The 18,939-nt window shown below is 37.7% G+C and carries 17 protein-coding genes and 2 pseudogenes; 14 read left to right on the top strand and 5 right to left on the bottom strand.

What is annotated here, in order from left to right; all coding sequences use genetic code 11:
• Window positions 1-509: 509 nt before the first annotated feature.
• Complete coding sequence (locus QOX44_RS16585) at window positions 510-761, bottom strand: helix-turn-helix domain-containing protein (protein WP_283684809.1); 252 nt, start codon at window positions 759-761, stop codon at window positions 510-512.
• Between the two features lie 104 nt (window positions 762-865).
• On the opposite strand from QOX44_RS16585, the gene QOX44_RS16580 reads away from it, so the two are divergent.
• The 4 genes from QOX44_RS16580 (at window position 866) to QOX44_RS16565 (ending at window position 3,185) form a co-directional block, all read left to right on the top strand.
• The gene (locus QOX44_RS16580; RefSeq protein WP_283684807.1) at window positions 866-1,114 is read left to right on the top strand and encodes a hypothetical protein; all 249 of its coding nucleotides are present in this window, start codon (window positions 866-868) and stop codon (window positions 1,112-1,114) included.
• Between the two features lie 174 nt (window positions 1,115-1,288).
• Entirely contained in the window at window positions 1,289-1,558 is a 270-nt protein-coding gene (locus QOX44_RS18350) for a helix-turn-helix domain-containing protein (protein WP_442955437.1), read from the top strand.
• Window positions 1,539-1,946 (top strand): hypothetical protein, encoded by a 408-nt coding sequence (locus tag QOX44_RS16570; RefSeq protein WP_283684806.1) that lies wholly within the window; start codon window positions 1,539-1,541, stop codon window positions 1,944-1,946. Before QOX44_RS18350 ends, QOX44_RS16570 begins: the two co-directional genes overlap by 20 nt.
• Before the next feature lie 138 nt (window positions 1,947-2,084).
• Window positions 2,085-3,185, top strand: a complete 1,101-nt coding sequence (locus QOX44_RS16565) for a glycerol dehydrogenase (RefSeq protein ID WP_283684805.1) — start codon at window positions 2,085-2,087, stop codon at window positions 3,183-3,185.
• A 280-nt stretch (window positions 3,186-3,465) separates the two neighbouring features.
• On the opposite strand, the gene QOX44_RS16560 is transcribed toward QOX44_RS16565, so the two are convergent.
• Together QOX44_RS16560 and QOX44_RS16555 are read right to left on the bottom strand one after the other, a co-directional pair.
• Window positions 3,466-3,714, bottom strand: a complete 249-nt coding sequence (locus QOX44_RS16560) for an HPr family phosphocarrier protein (RefSeq protein ID WP_283684803.1) — start codon at window positions 3,712-3,714, stop codon at window positions 3,466-3,468.
• A gap of 117 nt (window positions 3,715-3,831) precedes the next feature.
• A complete protein-coding gene (locus QOX44_RS16555; RefSeq protein WP_283684801.1) occupies window positions 3,832-4,641 on the bottom strand; it encodes a LytR/AlgR family response regulator transcription factor in 810 nt (269 codons plus the stop codon).
• A 405-nt stretch (window positions 4,642-5,046) separates the two neighbouring features.
• On the opposite strand from QOX44_RS16555, the gene QOX44_RS16550 reads away from it, so the two are divergent.
• The 6 genes from QOX44_RS16550 (at window position 5,047) to QOX44_RS16525 (ending at window position 11,916) form a co-directional block, all read left to right on the top strand.
• The gene (locus QOX44_RS16550; RefSeq protein ID WP_283684799.1) at window positions 5,047-7,947 is read left to right on the top strand and encodes a DUF7601 domain-containing protein; all 2,901 of its coding nucleotides are present in this window, start codon (window positions 5,047-5,049) and stop codon (window positions 7,945-7,947) included.
• Entirely contained in the window at window positions 7,944-8,456 is a 513-nt protein-coding gene (gene lepB, locus QOX44_RS16545; RefSeq protein WP_283684797.1) for a signal peptidase I, read from the top strand. The genes QOX44_RS16550 and lepB overlap by 4 nt, the downstream gene beginning before the upstream one ends.
• A gap of 44 nt (window positions 8,457-8,500) precedes the next feature.
• Window positions 8,501-9,559 (top strand): DUF7601 domain-containing protein, encoded by a 1,059-nt coding sequence (locus QOX44_RS16540; protein ID WP_283684795.1) that lies wholly within the window; start codon window positions 8,501-8,503, stop codon window positions 9,557-9,559.
• Between the two features lie 41 nt (window positions 9,560-9,600).
• Window positions 9,601-10,326 carry a class B sortase gene (srtB, locus tag QOX44_RS16535; RefSeq protein WP_283684793.1) on the top strand — a complete coding sequence of 242 codons (726 nt, stop codon included), beginning with the start codon at window positions 9,601-9,603 and terminating at the stop codon, window positions 10,324-10,326.
• Entirely contained in the window at window positions 10,313-10,999 is a 687-nt protein-coding gene (locus tag QOX44_RS16530; RefSeq protein WP_283684792.1) for a Spy0128 family protein, read from the top strand. Before srtB ends, QOX44_RS16530 begins: the two co-directional genes overlap by 14 nt.
• A gap of 200 nt (window positions 11,000-11,199) precedes the next feature.
• Window positions 11,200-11,916 (top strand): AAA family ATPase, encoded by a 717-nt coding sequence (locus QOX44_RS16525; RefSeq protein ID WP_283684790.1) that lies wholly within the window; start codon window positions 11,200-11,202, stop codon window positions 11,914-11,916.
• A gap of 182 nt (window positions 11,917-12,098) precedes the next feature.
• Here QOX44_RS16525 and QOX44_RS16520 read toward each other — a convergent pair whose 3' ends face one another.
• Window positions 12,099-13,826, bottom strand: coding sequence for an IS1634 family transposase (locus QOX44_RS16520; protein WP_283680726.1), 1,728 nt, complete (start codon window positions 13,824-13,826; stop codon window positions 12,099-12,101).
• Between the two features lie 285 nt (window positions 13,827-14,111).
• Between QOX44_RS16520 and QOX44_RS16515 the strand changes: the two genes are divergently transcribed.
• From QOX44_RS16515 to QOX44_RS16505, 3 genes are all read left to right on the top strand, one after another.
• Window positions 14,112-16,175, top strand: a complete 2,064-nt coding sequence (locus QOX44_RS16515) for an oxidoreductase (RefSeq protein ID WP_283684788.1) — start codon at window positions 14,112-14,114, stop codon at window positions 16,173-16,175.
• A gap of 329 nt (window positions 16,176-16,504) precedes the next feature.
• Window positions 16,505-17,017: an RNA polymerase sigma factor gene (locus QOX44_RS16510; RefSeq protein WP_283684786.1), complete on the top strand. Its 513-nt coding sequence runs from the start codon at window positions 16,505-16,507 to the stop codon at window positions 17,015-17,017.
• Complete coding sequence (locus QOX44_RS16505) at window positions 17,007-18,089, top strand: hypothetical protein (protein WP_283684783.1); 1,083 nt, start codon at window positions 17,007-17,009, stop codon at window positions 18,087-18,089. The genes QOX44_RS16510 and QOX44_RS16505 overlap by 11 nt, the downstream gene beginning before the upstream one ends.
• Before the next feature lie 198 nt (window positions 18,090-18,287).
• On the opposite strand, the pseudogene QOX44_RS16500 reads toward QOX44_RS16505, so the two are convergent.
• Window positions 18,288-18,596, bottom strand: a pseudogene (locus QOX44_RS16500) (transposase domain-containing protein); the annotation flags it as partial.
• 20 nt (window positions 18,597-18,616) lie between these two features.
• Between QOX44_RS16500 and QOX44_RS16495 the strand changes: the two are divergent.
• Window positions 18,617-18,874: pseudogene (locus QOX44_RS16495) on the top strand (transposase domain-containing protein); the annotation flags it as partial.
• Window positions 18,875-18,939 lie beyond the last annotated feature (65 nt).

Genomic DNA, 18,939 nt, shown 5'->3' with positions numbered 1-18,939 from the left:
AGCCCCTTTAGGGGCAGCTGTGAATGTGGTGCAGTTGGCAGACCTTCAGTGCGCCTTCCGGGCGCAAGCAGGTAATAGCCCCTTATAGGGGCAGTGCAAGCCACCGGCTAAGCCGGTGGTCTTGACTTGCTTATTGTATCTGTAAACGGCGCATCCTTTATTATTCAGACTGTGAGCAGTGGCCCGGACGGACAGGAGTCAGAGATTGGTGTGCGCGGTGCAATTTTAATGCTTGTCAATCATATTAGCGGATGCAGGAGGTGCATAATCGCTTTGCAATATGCATCCGGTGCGGTGTCAGTTTTGCAAAACTGCGAGAGTGTACGGAGCACAATTTTGTTGCTTTTGGATTGTATTATTCCAATAAATAAGATATTTGATCGTATAGCGTTGTTTTGGTTCATGAGATATATGTGCAATGAAATATCTCGTAAGGCAATTTGATATAGTAAAAGAATAGGGTACAGATATGAATACAGCAGTGAATTATCTTGTAATAACTTTTCAAATTATATAAAGAAGCTTATTTTATACAGATGTATTTTTTTTCTTGGGTATGGATGCTTATTGTCTGTCATATCCAGTAAATAATCGATACTGGTATTGTGAAATTCGGCCAGTTTGATCAAAATTTGAGTAGGGATATCAACGTCTCCACATTCGTAATTGCTGTAAATACGTTGACTACAATTTAAGATTTTTCCCATATTTTTTTGTGTAAGGTCACGATCTTCACGCAAATCACGAATCCGTTTGTACATATGCTTCACCTCAGAATAATAATAAACTAGAGAGATATTTTCTATTGAAATATAGCGAGAAATTCGCTAAACTAAATTTATACGTAGAGGAAGGAAAATGGGATATGAAACAGAAGATAGTAAATATACTAAAATGGATTTTGGAATTGAGTTTATTCTGTGGATATTTTTATATTTTATTCGTAAATTTGGTATGTGGATTTTCTTATGGAGGAGTGGATAGTAAAAGTCAGGCTATAAAAATTTTTTTGATATCTCTATTTCTTGCGACAGCACTACCAGGTGTAATTTGGTATCAACATCATCGAATTCGGAAACTGGAAAAGATCTTGAAAACGCTATTAAAAAAATGAGATGTTTCATTGAAACAGTTTGTTCAAGGCAGGGAGTAAAAAGTGTCCCCTTTAAAACTGGGTATTTAAAGGGGCATAGTATTTAAAAGATACTGTATTTTTTGTCTTCTTATAGAGTAGTTTTTTTGCCTAAACTATTCGTAGAGTAAAGAAATCGGTGGATTAAACGATACGTTGGTTGTTGTATGTTACTTTGCGCTGTATACTAAAAAAACGCAAAGGAGATCTGACTATGGATGCAAAAAATTTGGCGTATTCATTGCAACATTACGAAAAGAAAACAATATGATCCAAGTTGATCTTGCAAGAAAGCTACTCGTTACGGATAAGGCTGTAAGTAAATGGGAGCGTGGTTTGGGGTTCCCGGATATAAAACCTATCGAACCACTGGCTGATGCATTGGGGGGGAAGTGTATTAGAAACTATGCGCTTCGAAAAAATTGAAACAGAAAAAATTACGCAGGATGCTGCTTCTGTGGCTCTAACAGATACTTTCGAGCTTATGAAACTACAGCGTAAAGCCGAACGAAAATCTATTTTTAAGATTGGAATTTGTGTTGCGTCTTTGTTGTTACTGATATTTCTGGTAGATAACATAGGGTGGCTTGTTTTTGCAATGGCATATTTTCCAGCTATTTGTCTTTTGGAAAGTATTGTTCTTGCCATTTATGGAATATGGAGAAAGAAAAATAATCTACCCCGTTTGCAGACGTTTGCTTTAACGCTGATAATGTTACTAATTCCAATTGCAGTGGTTGCTTTTTTCTTACTGCCGGTGCCCTGGGTATTGGATCTGTTCCAAATTAAATGTGTACCGAAGAGAAAATGGTAAGGAGATTTTAAAGCGTATTATTTTTCTATACATACATAGGTTCTGATTTTACATAAAATTGACAAATAGACAAGTATTTGTTATTCTGTCAGTGTAGAATTAAGAAATAAAAAATAGATAAGAAAGGCGGTAATATCTATGGCAACAGTTTTTATTTCTCCGTCTCGCTATATTCAAGGGGCGGGAGAGTTGAAGAATCTTGGAAAATATGCAGCTAATTTTGGAAAGAAGGCACTATGCCTGATTTCTCCAGGCGGTTATAAACGTCAGGGAGACGAAATTGAACGCAGCTTTGTTGGAACAGATGCAGAAGTGGTATTTGACTATTTTAACGGTGAGTGTTCCATGACGGAGATTCATCGTCTGTCTGCCAAAGTAAAAGATGTGTCTTGCGATCTTGTCATTGGAGTTGGCGGAGGTAAAATCTTTGATACAGCGAAGGCTGTTGCGCATGATATGAAGCTTCCGGTAATTATTTGTCCGACGATTGCATCAACAGACGCACCGTGTTCTGCACTTTCTGTTATTTACACAGATGAAGGCGTATTCCAGGAATACCTCTTTCTTCCATCGAATCCGCAGCTTGTACTGATGGATACAGATGTAATTGCGAAGAGTCCGGTACGTTTAACCGTTGCCGGTATGGGAGATGCAATGGCAACGTATTTTGAAGCGCGGGCCTGCTATCAATCCGGCGCAACTACCTGTGCCGGCGGCAAAGTTGGTGTAGCAGCATTGGGAATTGCGAAGCTTTGCTATGATACGCTGATCAGTGAAGGCGTAAAGGCAAAAATGGCGGTAGAAGCTGGTGCTCGCACAGCAGCAGTCGAGAAAGTTATTGAGGCAAACACGCTTCTTTCTGGTATTGGATTTGAATCCGGCGGTTTGGCAGGTGCTCATGCAATCCATAACGGTCTGACTGTTCTGGAAGAATGCCATCATATGCAGCATGGTGAGAAGGTAAATTTTGGTACGTTAACACAACTTGTACTGGAAAATGTACCAGAAGAAGAATTGCAAGAGCTTCTGGAATGGATGGTAGCTGTCGGCTTACCTGTTACATTTGAGGAACTTGGCATTACTGATACAAGTCGAGACCACTTGATGCCAGCGGCTGTGGCTGCATGTGCTAAAAATGAAACGATTTATAATATGCCATGTGAGATAACACCAGAAATTGTCTATAATGCAATGCTGGCAGCAGATGCATATGGAAAATCTGTTAGAGAAGCATTATAATTTTTTTTGTATAAAAGAAAATATACGTTTTTCGTTTCTATTTTAAAGACGAGACTGTGTAAACCTCCAAACTGATGTTATAAAAGTACGCGGCTTGGAGGTTTATTTATGGGAAAGGGGGATACTGAAACAATATGTGATCAGATTGTTTTTCGCCCTTACGTATGTTACTTTGGGCCTATTATCTGTCATCAAAAGAGTAGAGGATTTTTGAGCCCGATAAAGGATTCATCTTATAAAATAAAGGGTCAAGTCTGAAAACGACTTCACCCTTTCGAAATTATTTCAAAAAACGTATAATATTTTTAATGGCTTTTTCTTCATCCTCCCCATCGGCAACAACTGTCACCATGTCTCCCTGTCCTAAAGCAAGGGTCATCATTCCCATTATGCTTTTGGCATTAATTTTCTTATGATCTGTTTGGATATAGATGGCACTGGAATATTGGTTGGCTTCCTGAACTATTAATGCAATTAACCTTTGCTGTGTTGTAGCAACATTCCCTATGATAACTGGTGCTTTAATCATAACAATCCTCCTACACATATTTTGCATGGTTGTTTATAAGAACTTTTATTTTCTTATCCTAACTTTACATTCTAGCACTTTGTTCTTTTAAATACAACAATAAAAAGTGGTTAATGATTACTTGGACTTTAGTTTTTTGAGACTTTTATTTGTGATTTTTTCTAAATCTGTTTTTACCTGGCGATATTTATTGGCTGGAATAGGAATTGTAATTCCACCAATCAGTTCGGCTTCATAGCAGTAGACGGAAATCAGATAATCCACATGGATGATATAGCTTCTGTGTATTTGATAAAAATCATCAGGCAATTCTTCTCTTAATTGTTGTAAAGATTGGGTGCAGGTATAAGTATTGTCAATGCAATGAAGGAGGGTGGTGTGGCGGTTTCCTTCAATATACAGTAGCATAGAGGTATCCAGATAGATTGTTTTGTTTCCGTTTAGGAAACAAATCCTCTTTTTTTTAGGGTTTCCCATTAATAAATGTTTTGCAATTTGAAAATGTGATGCTTCAACTTTTAATGGCGAAAAAGTATCTTTGTTTTTTTCATCATAAAAACGGTAAGAGGCATGTTCGTATACAATCTTAGGGGTTTTTCCTTTTATCTGCCAGATAAAAGAAATGATATTGACAATCTGCAGATCGTTTTCTTCCTTACTTTCTGAAATAGTATAGGCAATTACAACCGTTACTTTTTTACTTAATGGGATATGAAAATACTCATCAGAGAGAATATTTCCACGTCCTTTTTTTAGATGCGCTTTAAGTTCATGCTTAATGTTATCAATTCCCGATAAGATGGTTTCGCCTGTAGCGACAAAAATGCAGCGGGGATCCAGATATTGAAACCAAGTTTCTGGGTTACCTTGAAAATAATCGTGCATAAGTTCTTTGGTTAGTTTTATTAACAATTCTTCATTTTCCATAGTATTGTACTCCTCATATAATAAGTTTTTAGGTATTCACAATATCATCATTACAATATGATTATGTCAGAAATATGTAAAAAAATCAATGTTTAGAGAACTGATAACCACTATTGGGGCGATACTATTGACAATAGAATATTAGTGAATTACACTATAAGAGAAATATGGTAAATTGCAAAAGGGGTTGACAGCTATGCTTATATATTGCTACGCTTATGACAGACAGACAGACAGACAGACAGAGGTCTGCCCTTTTTGTGTATTAAAATATAATGGTAAAGTTACAAATTCAAGCACTTTTATGTCCGATGACAGATAGTGCTTTTTTAATATGTTGGATTTCAATTTTTATTAGAAAGGAGGATATAGATTTTAAAGAATAATATTTCCAAATTAAAAGATATGGATAATTTAGTAGAGAAAGGATTTAAAAACATGAAACCAAGGCAATTTAAAAAAATTGTTTCTTCTTTCTTGTCATTTTTATTGATTTTTGTAATGATTTTTTCCATTTCATCTTCTAAGGTATTTGCCAATAATGGTATTTTTACTACTGGCATAGATGTGTTGGAAGTAGAAGAAGGACAGATGATAAATTTATTGCAGGGAGTAACCTCAATAAGTCCAAGCGAAGAAAATTTACAAGTATTTGTAAAAAATGTGATATGTGAAAATGATGGTAATTATCAATATGATCATTCAGGCTTTTTAGTCGCAGGAAGCGCAGGAGCTGTTTATCGCATTGAATACGAAGCGAAATCTTCAATAAATGTAACGGAAACGTATGTATTCTATAGATACATTAAAGTCATTCCAAAAGTTATTCCAAATGAGAACTTTGAAGAAACTCCCGAAGGAAATTTAGAAGGTTTTTTTGATGAAAGTATAGAAGAAATTCCAAATGGTAATATGCAGGAAGTACCAGAGGAAAATGGAGAAGTAGTTTTTGATGAAAGTATAGAAGAGATTCCAGATGGTAATATGCAGGAAATACCAGAGGAAAATGGAGAAGTAGCTCCCGATGGAAGTATAGAAGAAGTTCCAAATGGTAACGTAGAGGAAATCCCTGGAGAAAATACGGAAGAAATTCCAAATAATGGAACAGAAGATTTTCCTTATGGGGAGCCAGAAGATAATTTGAATAATGAAACACAAGAAAATCCGGACGGAAGTGAAGAGTTTTCAGACATAATTGTAGAAGAGTTTCCAAATGATAGTGAACAAGAAATTTTAGGAGAAAGTGAGAGTGAAAGTGAAAGCGAAGAAGATGTTTTAGACATTGTTATAGAAGAATTTTCTGACGGCAATGAAGAAATGACTGTAGCTGAAGGAACTCAGATTCTATTTGAAAATGGGATACATTATATTATTGATCCACAATATCCAGATAAAAAAATCACACTTTTTTGTATGAACAATAAGTTGCATTGGCCGCATCATACAGAAGGAATGGGAGATACACAAGTACCTGGTTATACAGAAGGGTATTTAACGCCAGAAGATTTTCAGTCGCTGGATGCTTATAATGAGTGTATGCGTCGGCTGTCAAAATTGTTATATGCAGGTTATCCGTATAATGGAGAAAGACTGTATCAAATCGTTGCAGATTCTTCAGGATATACTCCGAGTGAAGCAGAATTCAACGAAATGTTGATTGTTCCGCCTGTATTGCAGACCGCTTACCCATTTTTGGGACATCATGATTTTACTTATGCAGATTGGACTACTTCTAATAAAGAACATCTGGAATATTTGAGGCAATTTGTAGAAGAAGTTATTAAGCTTAATATTCATGGCGGGACAACTCCAAATGGTTTGACTTATGCAGATATTTCTTCCATGCCGTTTTATAGAGCTGCGTTTAGTATTACGAACTGTAATAGTGGGACACCTTTGACAACTTTCCAGTTTTTTTATGGAGCTTCTTATTTTGTAACGGAAGAAGAAGCGTATAATGCAACACAGGATGCAGTTTGGCATTTATTGTATACATATGGTATTCCGGATAACAATCTTGCTTCCATGAGTTTGCCATTGTCACAGATTCTATATACTTATTCTGAACGTGGAGGATTATTAAATTATAGGCCAAGCCTTTCCGATATCAAATTGTCTGGAGATTTGACCTTTACCTATAATCCAAAGGATGCTATGTGGCATAGCAGTCCTTTGCGTCTAATTGAGCCAGATGAATATAGAGGATTATATCATTTAAGTCTTCCGGAAGGAATGACGGCGTTGTGCGATAATCTTTCGTATGTATATGGAAATGAAGAGTATGAATTGGTTAGTGACCATCAGCCAACGCAAGGTGAGTCTTTTGGTATTCAAGCGGATTTTGTATGGTTGGAGGAATTTAAGCAATACTCACCTTCTCCGGACATAGAATTTAAGGGGAAAAAATTTCAACACATGATAGGTGCTGTGATTCATAATGAATCGCTTTCTGCATGGGTACCAATTGCAGCGGCTAATGTAGGTGATGTATCCATTACTAAAACAGTGGTTGGTGAAGAAAATTGTCAGGAAGAATTTCAATTTGAATTTAGGCTTCCTTATCATCAGGGAATTAGTGGTCTATATGGTGATTTGAAATTCCATAAAGGGGTGGCAAATTTTAGCCTGAAGGCTGGGGAGACTAAAATGGCACATAATCTTCCTGCTGATGCTCAGTATATTGTTACAGAATTAGAAACACAAGGTTATCAGATAGGTAGTATTAATTCTGAAGGGCAGGTGCCAATTAGTGATGTGCAAGCCGTTACATTCACGAATACGAAACTTCCGGATTTATCTTTGAGCAAAATCGTTACCGGTGAAATGGGAGACAAGACGAAATGTTTTAATTTTATCATACAGCTAAAAGATGAAACGGGAACTCCTGTAGATGGAAGTTATCCTTATATTGGAGGAGTGAAAGAGGGTTTTGGAACGGAAATTCAGAAACCGGCTGATGGACAACTTGTATTTACGAATGGCGAGGCAAACATAACTCTTTCTAACGGACAGCAGATTACGATCAAAGATCTTCCTTACAAAGCAACTTATACAATAACGGAAGTGGAAGCTAATGAAGATCATTATATCACTACTTATAATAATGAAACAGCGCAAAATGTTACAGGTGTGTTGACTTCAGATACTTCTATTGAGGTAGTAAATAATAAAGAATTTGTTCCCCCCACAGGAATAGCTTTTCAGAGTGGTAATGGTATAGGTATTGGTACTGTAATTTCTCTGAGTGCAATAATCTTTCTTTTAATAGTTGGACTATTTCAGTGGCGTAAAGGATTGAAAAAATGACACAGCAAAAAGAAAATAATTCAATCAAAGAAGATGTTTTGTTTTTAATTTTGAAAGTAGTGATTTTTTTAATATTACTTGCGGTGATGTTTCTTTTTATTTTCGGGATAACCCGTTGCAGTGATAATATGATGTCACCAGCTTTTAAAGATGGAGATTTGGCAATTTATTATCGTTTGCAAAAAGAATACCAACCATCGGATCTTGTTGTTATTCAAAAAAATGGAGAAATCCAGATTCGTAGAATTGTTGCAAAAGCTGGTGATAATGTAGAAATTACGGAAGAGGGTTTGAAAATCAATGGCTATTTGCAACAAGAAGCGGGTATCCATACAGAAACGCTTCCTTATACGGAAGGAATTTCTTTTCCTATTACATTAGGAGCAGAAGAATATTTTGTATTAGGAGATAATCGTGAGCAGGCAAAAGATAGCCGAATTTATGGTGCCATAAAATTAAGTGAAATTAAAGGTTCTGTTATTACTTTGATTCGGCATAGAGGTTTTTGATTCCAGTGTTATATAAATCAGGATAAAAGAAAAGAGGAAAAAATATGAGCAAAAAAAGATATTGCGCAATATTAATGGCAGCTGCAATGATTATGGGGATTAGTACCAATGCTTTTGCTACTACAAATGAGACACCTACAGTTGCAACACCTTCAATCACCAAAAAATTAGAAATGGCGGAGGGGCTTAGCGTACCAGATGCAACTTTTTCATTTACAATCGAAAAAGTAACACCAGATGCACCTGATCTAAATATTGCGCCAGTTGTTTATTCACTGAATGATCAAAAAGGGAATCCAGAAAATGGGAAATATACAATAAGCAAAAAATCTGATTTACAGTTTGGAGAATTTCCTCATGCAGGAGAATTTGCATATAGAATCACTGAGACTCCAGGGAATGTGCCAACAGTAACATATTCAACAGAAAGTTATTATTTAAGAGTGCAGGTGGCAAATCCGGATCAGGGGAATCTGTATATAAAAGCAATCACTGCTGAAAAGGGATCTGAAATAGGGGATAAGCAAAAAAAGGTAGGTGAAATTGTATTTACCAATACTTACAGGAAATCGGCATCTTTAAGCATTGAAAAGAAGACAGAAGGCACATTGGCTGATAAAACAAAATTTTTTGAGTTTGAAATTATTTTTACAAAATCTCCCACAGAGTTGCAGGATAATCCAACTTATATAGGAAAAATAACAACTAATAAAGAAGAAAAAGAAATTCCTGTGACAGTTGGAACACCGGCTAAATTTTCTTTGAAAGATGGTGATAAATTAGTTTTTGACGATCTTCCGGCCGGAACAAAGTATGTGGTAACAGAAATGGCGGCAGAAGATGGATATACGCCTAAAATTCAAGTGACTGACAACGATGTAACAGGCCAATGGGATGTTGGTACGGAAAAAGAGGGATTATCTTCTAATGAACATTATATTGGCGAAAAGAACAATGCCGTGACTTTTATAAATACATATAATGATGTGCCTGTGACAGGAATCATTATGAACAATCTTCCATTTATTCTTTTAATTGTTGTTGCGATTTTGGCATTTGGAACACTTGCTTTTTTGAAAAAGCGTAAAAATTCCGGAAAATAATGTTTAATTGGAAAAAAATAATTCAAATAGCTGATAAGACGTTGAATCTGCTGATTGTTTTGTGCTTTCTACCAATTCTATGTTATGGTATTTATGTTTTATGGGATTCACAACACATCAATCAACAGGCAGATGCTTCTCTTTATGAAACATATCGTCCAAGCAAAGAAAGTCATTTGTCTTTTGAAGAACTTAGAAAGCATAATTCAGAAGTATTCGGTTGGTTAACGGTAGAAGATACACATATTGATTATCCTCTTGTGCAGGCAGAAAACAATTCAAAGTACGTCAATACAGATGTGTTGGGAGAGTTTTCTTTATCTGGAAGCATTTTTCTTGATTGTCGTAATCAGAAAAATTTTTTGGATTTTAATCATATACTGTATGGGCACCACATGGCAAAAGATGCGATGTTTGGTGAATTAGAGTATTATGAAAAATTATCGTATTTTAAAGAGCATTTACAGGGTTCTTTGTATTATGGAAATTCTTGGCATTCTATAGAATTTTTTGCTTTTCTTTATGCAGATGCTTACGATAATGTATTGTATAATACTTTTTTGCAAAAGGAAAATATATCAGATTATTTGGATTATGTTAAAGAACATGCAATTAATTATGTTGAATTACCATTCCGTGAAGATGAACGATTTATTACTTTATCGACTTGTACTTCAACTTCTACAAATGGTAGACATCTTTTGATTGGAAGAATTATGGAAGATACTATAAATGAACGGAGAAAACCACAATATGAGGAAGAATAAAAGAGTACTAGTTTTTATTGGTCTGTTGTTTGGTTTCCTGTGTATTCCTGCAAGATGGGTTTTGGCAGCATCAGATATGATAGAAGTACCATTGATGGTAAAACAGAATTTTGAAGTAAAAAATCCAGAAAAAGAAATACTTTTTATAGGAAACTATGAATTTCGTGCTTTAGACGAAAATATCCCAATGCCTGAAGAGATAAAAGAGAATAAATGGTCCTTTTCTCTGAGTGGAGAGCAGGCCGAAACTACAATTTCTTTGCAGTTTTCGCATGAGGGAACTTATCATTATCAGTTGCTCCAAACCTCAAAAGATAAAGAACGATATGAATATGACAGGAGCTGTTACAATATTACCATTTATATAAAAACTGATGCAGATGGCAAATTGATTCCACAGGTAATAGCAGAAAAAGGTGACGGAAAAAAATATGGTGATTTACAGTTTCAAAATTATTATCAGGGAGAGGATACAGAAATGCCGCAGCCTTCTAAACCAGGCAATTCGGGAGGCACAAGTAATTCAGGTGGGGGAAGTAATACGATTGGATCAAACAAACCAGTAAAAACCGGTGATACAACACAGATTATGGCATATGTTTTGGTCGCAATTAGTGCATTATTCTTGTTCGCAATGCTGATTTGCTTCAGAAAACATAGGCAAGAAAAATAAATAAATAAATTGAAAAAGGGATAGTAACGACAAGAGCTGTAAGCTAAGAAAGTATGCGATGAAATATGAAGATAAACAGCAAAACTATAGACCAGACGAGACAAAAAATGGTGATTAAAGTTTGTACAAATGTCATAATATGTTGGTATTACAGTAACAATTTATTTTAAAGAAAAGTGCATTTTGTAGGAAGTGTTTTTGTGAATGAGTTATTTGTACAGGGATTGTATATAGATTGGAATAAAATTCCAACTGATAGTTATTTACGACAGATCAATGCTATAAAAGGATTAGAAAAATTAGCATTTTCTAGTCCGGTTACTTTTTTTGTGGGTGAAAATGGAAGTGGAAAATCGACTTTGTTGGAGGCGCTTGCAGTTTCCTGTGGATTTAACCCTGAAGGCGGTACAAAAAATTATTCTTTTTCTACCTACGATTCACATTCAACGTTACATCAAGCTGTTCGGGTCGCAAAGGGATATCGCCAATTTAAATTGGGATATTTTTTAAGAGCAGAAAGTTTTTATAATGTGGCGACCCAAGAAGAGGAATATGCGGACTGGACGCATCCGTCGGAAAAATATCATGAAAAGTCGCATGGTGAAAGTTTTCTTGCACTTGCCCAAAACTATTTGAGGCCGAACGGTTTGTATTTTTTTGATGAGCCAGAAGCTGCTTTATCACCACAGCGACAGCTGACATTATTGTTAGAAATATATGCCTGCGCTAAGCAGGGGGCACAATTTATTATTGCTACACATTCACCGATTTTGCTCGGAATACCGGATGCTCAAATTTTATCATTTGATGATAATATGATCCATGAGTGTGAATATGAAGAAACTGAAAGCTATATAGTAACAGAAATGTTTATTAATAATAGAAAACAGTTTCTTCAAAAACTTCTTTCGGAATGAAATAAGGAGAATGAAATTTAAGTTTGTATTTTAGGAGCGTTTATAAAGAGGAAAAAGTTTTTGTGAAAAATGAAAAGAGTGGTATAATCCCATCTTTGACAGTTAGAAAAAGAAAAAATCGCTGTATCCCTCATGTTTACTGGGGTATAGCGATTTTTTCCGTTGTTACGGACTTTAGTATTTTATTCTTTCCTTTTACTTTTTTTCTGGATATTTCTCATCTTACTTTTTGTTATGAACTGATAATCTGTTCGGAAACCGCAGACATCATGAAGAGCATCCGTAATTCTTTCCCGTTTGTATAAAGGAATAAATCCCTGTTCCTGTATTCCGGCGAAATTCATTTCTTTTAGAGCATCTAATAATTCTTCACATGTATATTTAGCATTCAGTTTTTTCTCAAGGAAACGGTATATGGTCAATGCAAGAAAACAGATTAGAAAATGTGCTTTGATCCGGTTTTCATCCTGTAAATAGACAGGTCTTGCAGAAAAATCTGTTTTCATAATCCGGAAACATTCTTCTATCTGCCATCTTCCTTCACTTACCTTTAAAATATCATTGACTTCGTCATCCAAAAGATCTGTGCATACTGCGTAAAAGCCATCATACTGGGATTCTTCGGAAATCTTGGCTTCATCCAGATAATGCTTTACATCAGCAGCTTCTCCTTCTTCTGTTACAGCGATCGTTCCGATGTAACGTGCTGGATCATTTGGATTTTTGCGGTTCTTTTTTGTGCTTCCTGAATCCAGCATCTTTTGTGCCCGCTCGATCTGTTTGTCTCGAATAGATTTTTGGTAAAGGGCATATTTAGGAGAATAGGTAATGATCAGGCGCTGATGCAGCTTCTTTGTGGTGTAGGGCTCGTCTTTATAATAAAGTCCTTTGTCATCTTCGGGTAGTTTTGTGATATCAACAGGGGTTCCGTCTGATACTTTTTTAAATCCCTGTAAATTTAATGCCCATTCCTTTTCTTCTTTCTTCAGCTTTTTGATGGACTGGGTTACGATATAAGCCCGTTCTCCCATGTGATTGTACTCTCGGATTGATTCAGAGCCGAGCCCGGCATCGCTACAATAAATAAATTTCTGACAACCAAAATCTCCAAGGACTTTCTTTTCTAACGGTTTGAGAGAGGTCTGCTCGTTTGCATTTCCCGGAAAAAGAGAAAAAGCCAGGGGGATCCCATCTCCATCCATAAACAATCCCATTTGGATGATTGGGTTTGGCCTGTGTTCTTTACTTTTGCCGTACTTTTTATTTTCATCTTCTTGTTCAATTTCAAAGTAATAATTCGAGCAGTCATAATAAAGGATCTTATCATTTCTTTTTCCAAGGAAGTGGGAGTTTTTATAAACCTCAGACTGAATAAGATCACATTCCGTACCAAGTACATCCAATGCCCGGTAAACATCATGAAGCTCGTAGGATGGTTTTTCTAAGAATTCAGATGCAACTTTGTAAGAAGAACGTTTGCTGCAAGGTTCTAAGATTCTTGCATAAATCAGATCCGAAAGGATCGCATTGATATCATACTTGAATTTATATTTATGTTTCAATTTCCGACAGATTTTATTCATTTGTAGTTGATAATAAATGGATTGGAGAAACAGATAGCCACCACGGAAGAAGGCCTGCTTGCCATAATCTAAGTGTCTATCCGCATGGAATGGTATCAATACTGTCTGTGCTTCTTTTTCCTTTTTATATTTTTCAGTTTCTATTTTCACTTCATTTTTCGCCCATGCAATGACATCATCTCTTGTAGGTCCATGTTCAGGCAAAAGTTGTTCTAAGGTTCCCAGCTTGCGGACAATAGCTGAAGTAGTGCTGCCATTTGCTTTTGTATAAGATTTGCAGATATAAAAGGACTCTGCATTTTTTGATTTTGTTATATGAAGATTCATCTGTCATCCCTCCTCCCTTATTATATCATACAATAACATAAAATAACAGATATAAAATCAAAAAAATTGACATAAAAAAAGCAGGTTTTATGCGACCTGTGAGTACTTTTTCCGATATTCAACTGTCAAACTCCCGTATAAAGAGGAAAAAGTTTTTGTGAAAAATGAAAAGAGTGGTATAATATATTTCAATGATGAAATATATATCCTCAAGATCAAACATATATCAAAAGAGAAGTATGGAGATAGATTGTATTGAGGAAAAAATACTTGCAGGAGGAAAAAATGGATAAGAAGTATGAAGCATTATTTACACCGTTCCATATTGGAACATGTGAAATTAAAAACAGAGTAATCATTCCGGCTATGGAAGGGACAAACATTGTCGATAATATGGCGGGACCTAGATTTAATGAAAAAAGTCATGATTATTATATCGAAAGAGCTAAGAATGATGTTGGCCTTTTTATTCCAGGCATGATTCCGGTTTATTCTATGTTAATGGGTAAATGGTTACATAAAAGTCCGAAAGTATTTGAGCAGGCTCGGCCGATTGTAGAAGAAATCCATGCAAATGGTTCAAAAATATTTTTTCAGCTTGGAGCGGGATTTGCAGGAAGAAATTATACACTGGCATCGCAAATGTTAAAGATTGCTGGAAATAAAGTTTTAAAAACATTAACGAATCCATTCTTGCGTTTGAATGATATGATGGTCGCACCGGATGATGGGGAACAATTGGTATGGGCTCCGCAATACAAAACAAGACAGCTGACAGTGAAAGAAATCCATAAATATATAGAAGGATATGCAAAATCAGCAAAACTTTGTAAGGAAATCGGTGTAGATGGTGTAGAAGTACATGCGGTTCACGAAGGATATTTGATGGATCAGTTTACAACCAAATATACAAATCACAGAACAGATGAGTATGGTGGTTCCTTTGAAAATAGATACCGTTTTGCAGTAGACGTTGTACGTGCAATTAAGAAAGAATGCGGAGAAGATTATCCTGTTATGTTACGGTATTCTGTTACGAGTAAAGTAATCGGATTTAAGACAGGAGCTGTTCCAGGGGAAGAATTTACGGAACTCGGACGGGATATGGAAGAAAGTGAAAAGGCAGTACGGTATTTGCAAGATGCCGGATATGATGCATTAAACACAGATAATGGAACATATGATTCTTGGTATTGGGCGCACCCACCGGTATATATGCCGCTTAACTGTAATCTTTCGGAAGCAGAACACATTAAACAGTTTGTGGACATTCCAGTTATCTGTGCAGGACGGATGCAGGCAGAAACAGCGGCAAAGTCTATTGCAGAGGGCAAGTTAGACGCAGTAGCAATTGGTCGGCAGTTCATTTGTGATGGAGAATATTTAACAAAATTAAAAGAAGGCAGAGAAGAAGATATACGTCCGTGTATTTCGTGCCATAATGCCTGCCTTCCGGTTGCATATTATAAAAATTCAGGAGCAGCAATGGATATGAATGATTCTAAGACGCAGGGACATTGTGCGTTAAATCCTGTTTCATTTGAAGAAAAAAAATATGCATTGAAAGAAGCTGCGGTTAAAAAGAAGATTGCAGTGATCGGCGGTGGAATTGGGGGCATGGAAGTTGCGAGACTCTGTTCCATGATGGGACATACGGTTGATTTATATGAAAAAGCGAGTCGGCTCGGCGGTGTGTTTGTAGCGGCTGCAGCCCCGGATTTTAAAGAGAAAGATAAAGATTTGATTGAATGGTATAGAACACAGATTAAAAAATTACCGGTTACATTACATATGAACACAGAAATTACATCTTTAAATGAAGTGAAAGCGGATGAAATTGTAATTGCAACTGGAGCAACGCCGCGTAAACTTCCAGTTCCTGGATTTGAAAAAGGAATCGAAGCAATTGATTATTTGCTTGGTAAAAAAGAAGTGGGAAATAAAATTGCAGTAATTGGTGGTGGATTGACTGGATGTGAAATTGCATATGATCTTGCAAAGAAGGGAAAAGAACCATTTATTGTAGAAATGGCAGATGACCTGATCAAAGCTCTTGGAATCTGTGCGGCAAATTCGAGTTGTCTGCGAGATTTACTTCGCTATTATAAAGTTCCGGTTTATTTGGAAAGTACCTTAAAGGAAATTTATGACAACAAAGTTGTAATTCAAACATCAGAAGGTGAAAAAACGATAGAATGTGATTCCGTTGTTTTATCAGTTGGATACGTACCAGGAACGTCACTTGCTAAGGAATCTTCGGAACATGTACATATTCTTGGAGATGCAGCTAAGGTTGGAAATTTGAAATCTGTAATCTGGGGAGCGTATGATTTAGCATTTTTATTATAAGTTTGGTGTAAAAATACAGCCTATGGGAAAACCGTAGACTGTATTTTTGTGATATAATAGCATTTTTTTAAAGAGTATGTTTTGGGCTTTTATCGTAAACGCAAAATAGCGAGTACCTTTTCAAAAGGCACCGCTTAAAAACAAGAGAAGAAGTTCCCTGATTTTAGCGGCGGCCAACAGGGGAGCGCGAGGGGAGTGCGGCCTTCGCAACTTTGAGCTCTTCCCTCGCAAATAATTTTGGGTAAAATGATGAAAGATATTTCCGCCTCCGGACGTCTAATAGATGTAACCGGCATACAGAGCATGCTCCTACACCACGAGGTAACCATATGAAAAATTTGATAAAAAAAGCGCAGCAGGGAGATAAGCAAGCGTTTTCTCAGCTCATGCAGCAGCACATGCAGGCCATGTACAAAACCGCCTGGTCCTACCTGGGTAATGACGAAGACGCAGCGGACGTGATACAGGAAACCATTCTCGTCTGCTACGAAAAACTTGGCACCCTTCGCCATCCCCACTATTTCAAAACCTGGCTCACAAGGATCCTTATCAATAAATGCAAGGATTTTCTGAAAAAGCGCAGCCGCCAGACACTGACGGAAACCATTTTGGAACCTTCCTATGAAGAAAACGGTTTTTGTGACTGCGAATGGAAGGAGGTTCTCTCCTGTCTGGATGAAAAATACCGTGCCGTCCTGATGCTGTATTACGGACAGGATATGAGTATCAAAGAAATCGCCGCCTTGCTTGATCTAAATGAAAATACCGTCACGACACGGCTCTCCCGCGCCAGACAAAAACTGCGCCAGGAATATGAAGGAGGAATTATTTATGGACGATAAGTTATATGAAATCTTTTCCGAAAATACAGATATCCCGGCAGTTGTCCGGGAACATGCGCAGGACGCGCTTTCCAAGCTCCAGAAAGCCCCCGGAAAAGCACTGCTTCCCAGGGTACGCACTCGCCGTCGCCGGGTTCTTCGGCCGCTTCTTGTCGCCGCTTTACTCACTGCTCTTCTTTGCACCGGAGTGATCGCAGCGGAGCACTATTTCGGAATTTCGGACTTTTTTAAGAAAAACGGACAGCCCCTCAACGAAGCTGCCGACCAGCAGATCGAGCCGGTCTCTTCCCAGACGGTTTCCCAAAATCCGCTGGTGGAATTTACAGTAAAAGAGGCTCTTTATGACAGTGAATTTTTGTATGTGCTGATTCACGCGCAGGCCAAAGCACCGGACTCCTACCTTCTGGTTCCGGATGATCTCACTCTCCCGGAAGATCCGATTTCCAGCCTTGGGATTGACAGCCCTCTCTCCATTGCCGAATATGCTTCTGCCAATCATAAGGAAATCCTGTATGTGGGCTGCGGACTGGATCATGAAAAACATCCGGATATGCCCACCTGCAATTTTCAGAGTACCATGAACGCGGACGGTTCCCTTACCACCCTTCTGTATGGCGGCGGCTGGAACAGTGAAGCAGAAACCCTGAGCCTTTACGGTCACGTAAGAACCCCGGACGCCAAATCTATGGAAGATATTCTGAGCAGCGAGCTGACCTTCTCCCTTCAAAATACCGGGAATACAGTAAAGCATAGCTATATTCCTGCCGACACCGCCAGCAGCTCTCAGATACAGCTTCATGAGATTACCCTCATGGAAACAGACCTTGGTCTTTATGCGGAAATTCATTATACACAAACCGACCTAGAACGTCCCCTCATCCTTGACCTTGCCGAGGGAGATTCTCCCATGATACCCATAACGGGCGGAAGCAAGGCTTTGGAGGACGGAAGTCTTCTCGCCCGGTTCTCCTACGAAAAAAGAGAGCTTCCGGACGCACTCACCTTGCTGGTGAGCGATTTGCAAACGGACGAAATCGTAGAGCGCATTCCTCTGGCGCCCGCTGAAAACTAAATTCTGAACCAGAGTCGCCCCCACCCGTAAAACGGGTGGCTCGACGGACGGCTATAAGCCTTTTATGCTAGGCCAGCGTCTTAAGGCGCTGGCTTTCGCTTTGCTCCAGCCACTCTGCTTTTGACTCGTCGCCGCCCTTAAAAGGGCATTTGTATTACGTAAGCGCTTAATTTTTAGGTATGATAGAAAAATCCCCGACTACTTTTCAGTAGCCGGAGCACCTTGACAATTCACATATGATTGATTTGATTCGTTTGCACGACGTTCGATCTCAGCTTTGACAGTTTCGTTCCATGGAGCCAGAAGTTCTAATTCATCATCACTCATCCTATCATCAGGCAGTTTTTCCAGCAGATAGGTAAGATAGTGATAGACGTTTACTCCATTGGCTTTTGCCATTTCTACCATAGTGTACACAACAGCACTGGCCTGGGCTCCATTTGGTGTGTCACAGAACAACCAGTTTTTACGGCCTACTGTAAATGGACGGATCGCATTTTCGCTAAGTTATTCATATATGAAGATAAGCATCTGAAAGAGCAATCCGTGGTTTTTGTATTGGAAAAAAGAATTGGGAGATGATCGATACGATCAATGGAGCCAAGTCTTCCGCAATCATTTACAGTATTGTGGAAACTGCAAAGGCTAATAATCTGAAGCCTTATGATTATGTGAAGTATCTCTTGGAAGAGATCCCGAAACACATGGCTGATAGGGATTGTTCTTTTTTGAAGGATCTTCTGCCCTGGTCAGAAAAACTTCCGACAGGGATCCGCAAAGCTTAAATATCGGTGGCTGCAAAGCAGCCGCCTAAAAATGTCAAGGTACTCGCTATTTTGCGCTTACCTTT

This window comes from Parablautia sp. Marseille-Q6255, from assembly GCF_951230155.1.
GTDB lineage: Bacteria > Bacillota > Clostridia > Lachnospirales > Lachnospiraceae > Choladousia.
This window is presented reverse-complemented; position numbering and strand designations above follow the sequence as displayed.

Excerpts from the sequence above, each read along its gene's own strand:
- QOX44_RS16530 (WP_283684792.1), top strand. The coding sequence starts at position 10,313 with ATGAGGAAGAATAAAAGAGTACTAGTTTTTATTGGTCTGTTGTTTGGT.
- QOX44_RS16560 (WP_283684803.1), bottom strand. The coding sequence starts at position 3,714 with ATGATTAAAGCACCAGTTATCATAGGGAATGTTGCTACAACACAGCAA.
- QOX44_RS16580 (WP_283684807.1), top strand. The coding sequence starts at position 866 with ATGAAACAGAAGATAGTAAATATACTAAAATGGATTTTGGAATTGAGT.
- QOX44_RS16585 (WP_283684809.1), bottom strand. The coding sequence starts at position 761 with ATGTACAAACGGATTCGTGATTTGCGTGAAGATCGTGACCTTACACAA.
- lepB (WP_283684797.1), top strand. The coding sequence starts at position 7,944 with ATGACACAGCAAAAAGAAAATAATTCAATCAAAGAAGATGTTTTGTTT.
- QOX44_RS16505 (WP_283684783.1), top strand. The coding sequence starts at position 17,007 with ATGGACGATAAGTTATATGAAATCTTTTCCGAAAATACAGATATCCCG.
- QOX44_RS16520 (WP_283680726.1), bottom strand. The coding sequence starts at position 13,826 with ATGAATCTTCATATAACAAAATCAAAAAATGCAGAGTCCTTTTATATC.
- QOX44_RS16510 (WP_283684786.1), top strand. The coding sequence starts at position 16,505 with ATGAAAAATTTGATAAAAAAAGCGCAGCAGGGAGATAAGCAAGCGTTT.
- QOX44_RS16540 (WP_283684795.1), top strand. The coding sequence starts at position 8,501 with ATGAGCAAAAAAAGATATTGCGCAATATTAATGGCAGCTGCAATGATT.
- QOX44_RS16565 (WP_283684805.1), top strand. The coding sequence starts at position 2,085 with ATGGCAACAGTTTTTATTTCTCCGTCTCGCTATATTCAAGGGGCGGGA.
- QOX44_RS16550 (WP_283684799.1), top strand. The coding sequence starts at position 5,047 with ATGGATAATTTAGTAGAGAAAGGATTTAAAAACATGAAACCAAGGCAA.
- QOX44_RS16570 (WP_283684806.1), top strand. The coding sequence starts at position 1,539 with ATGCGCTTCGAAAAAATTGAAACAGAAAAAATTACGCAGGATGCTGCT.
- QOX44_RS16555 (WP_283684801.1), bottom strand. The coding sequence starts at position 4,641 with ATGGAAAATGAAGAATTGTTAATAAAACTAACCAAAGAACTTATGCAC.
- QOX44_RS16515 (WP_283684788.1), top strand. The coding sequence starts at position 14,112 with ATGGATAAGAAGTATGAAGCATTATTTACACCGTTCCATATTGGAACA.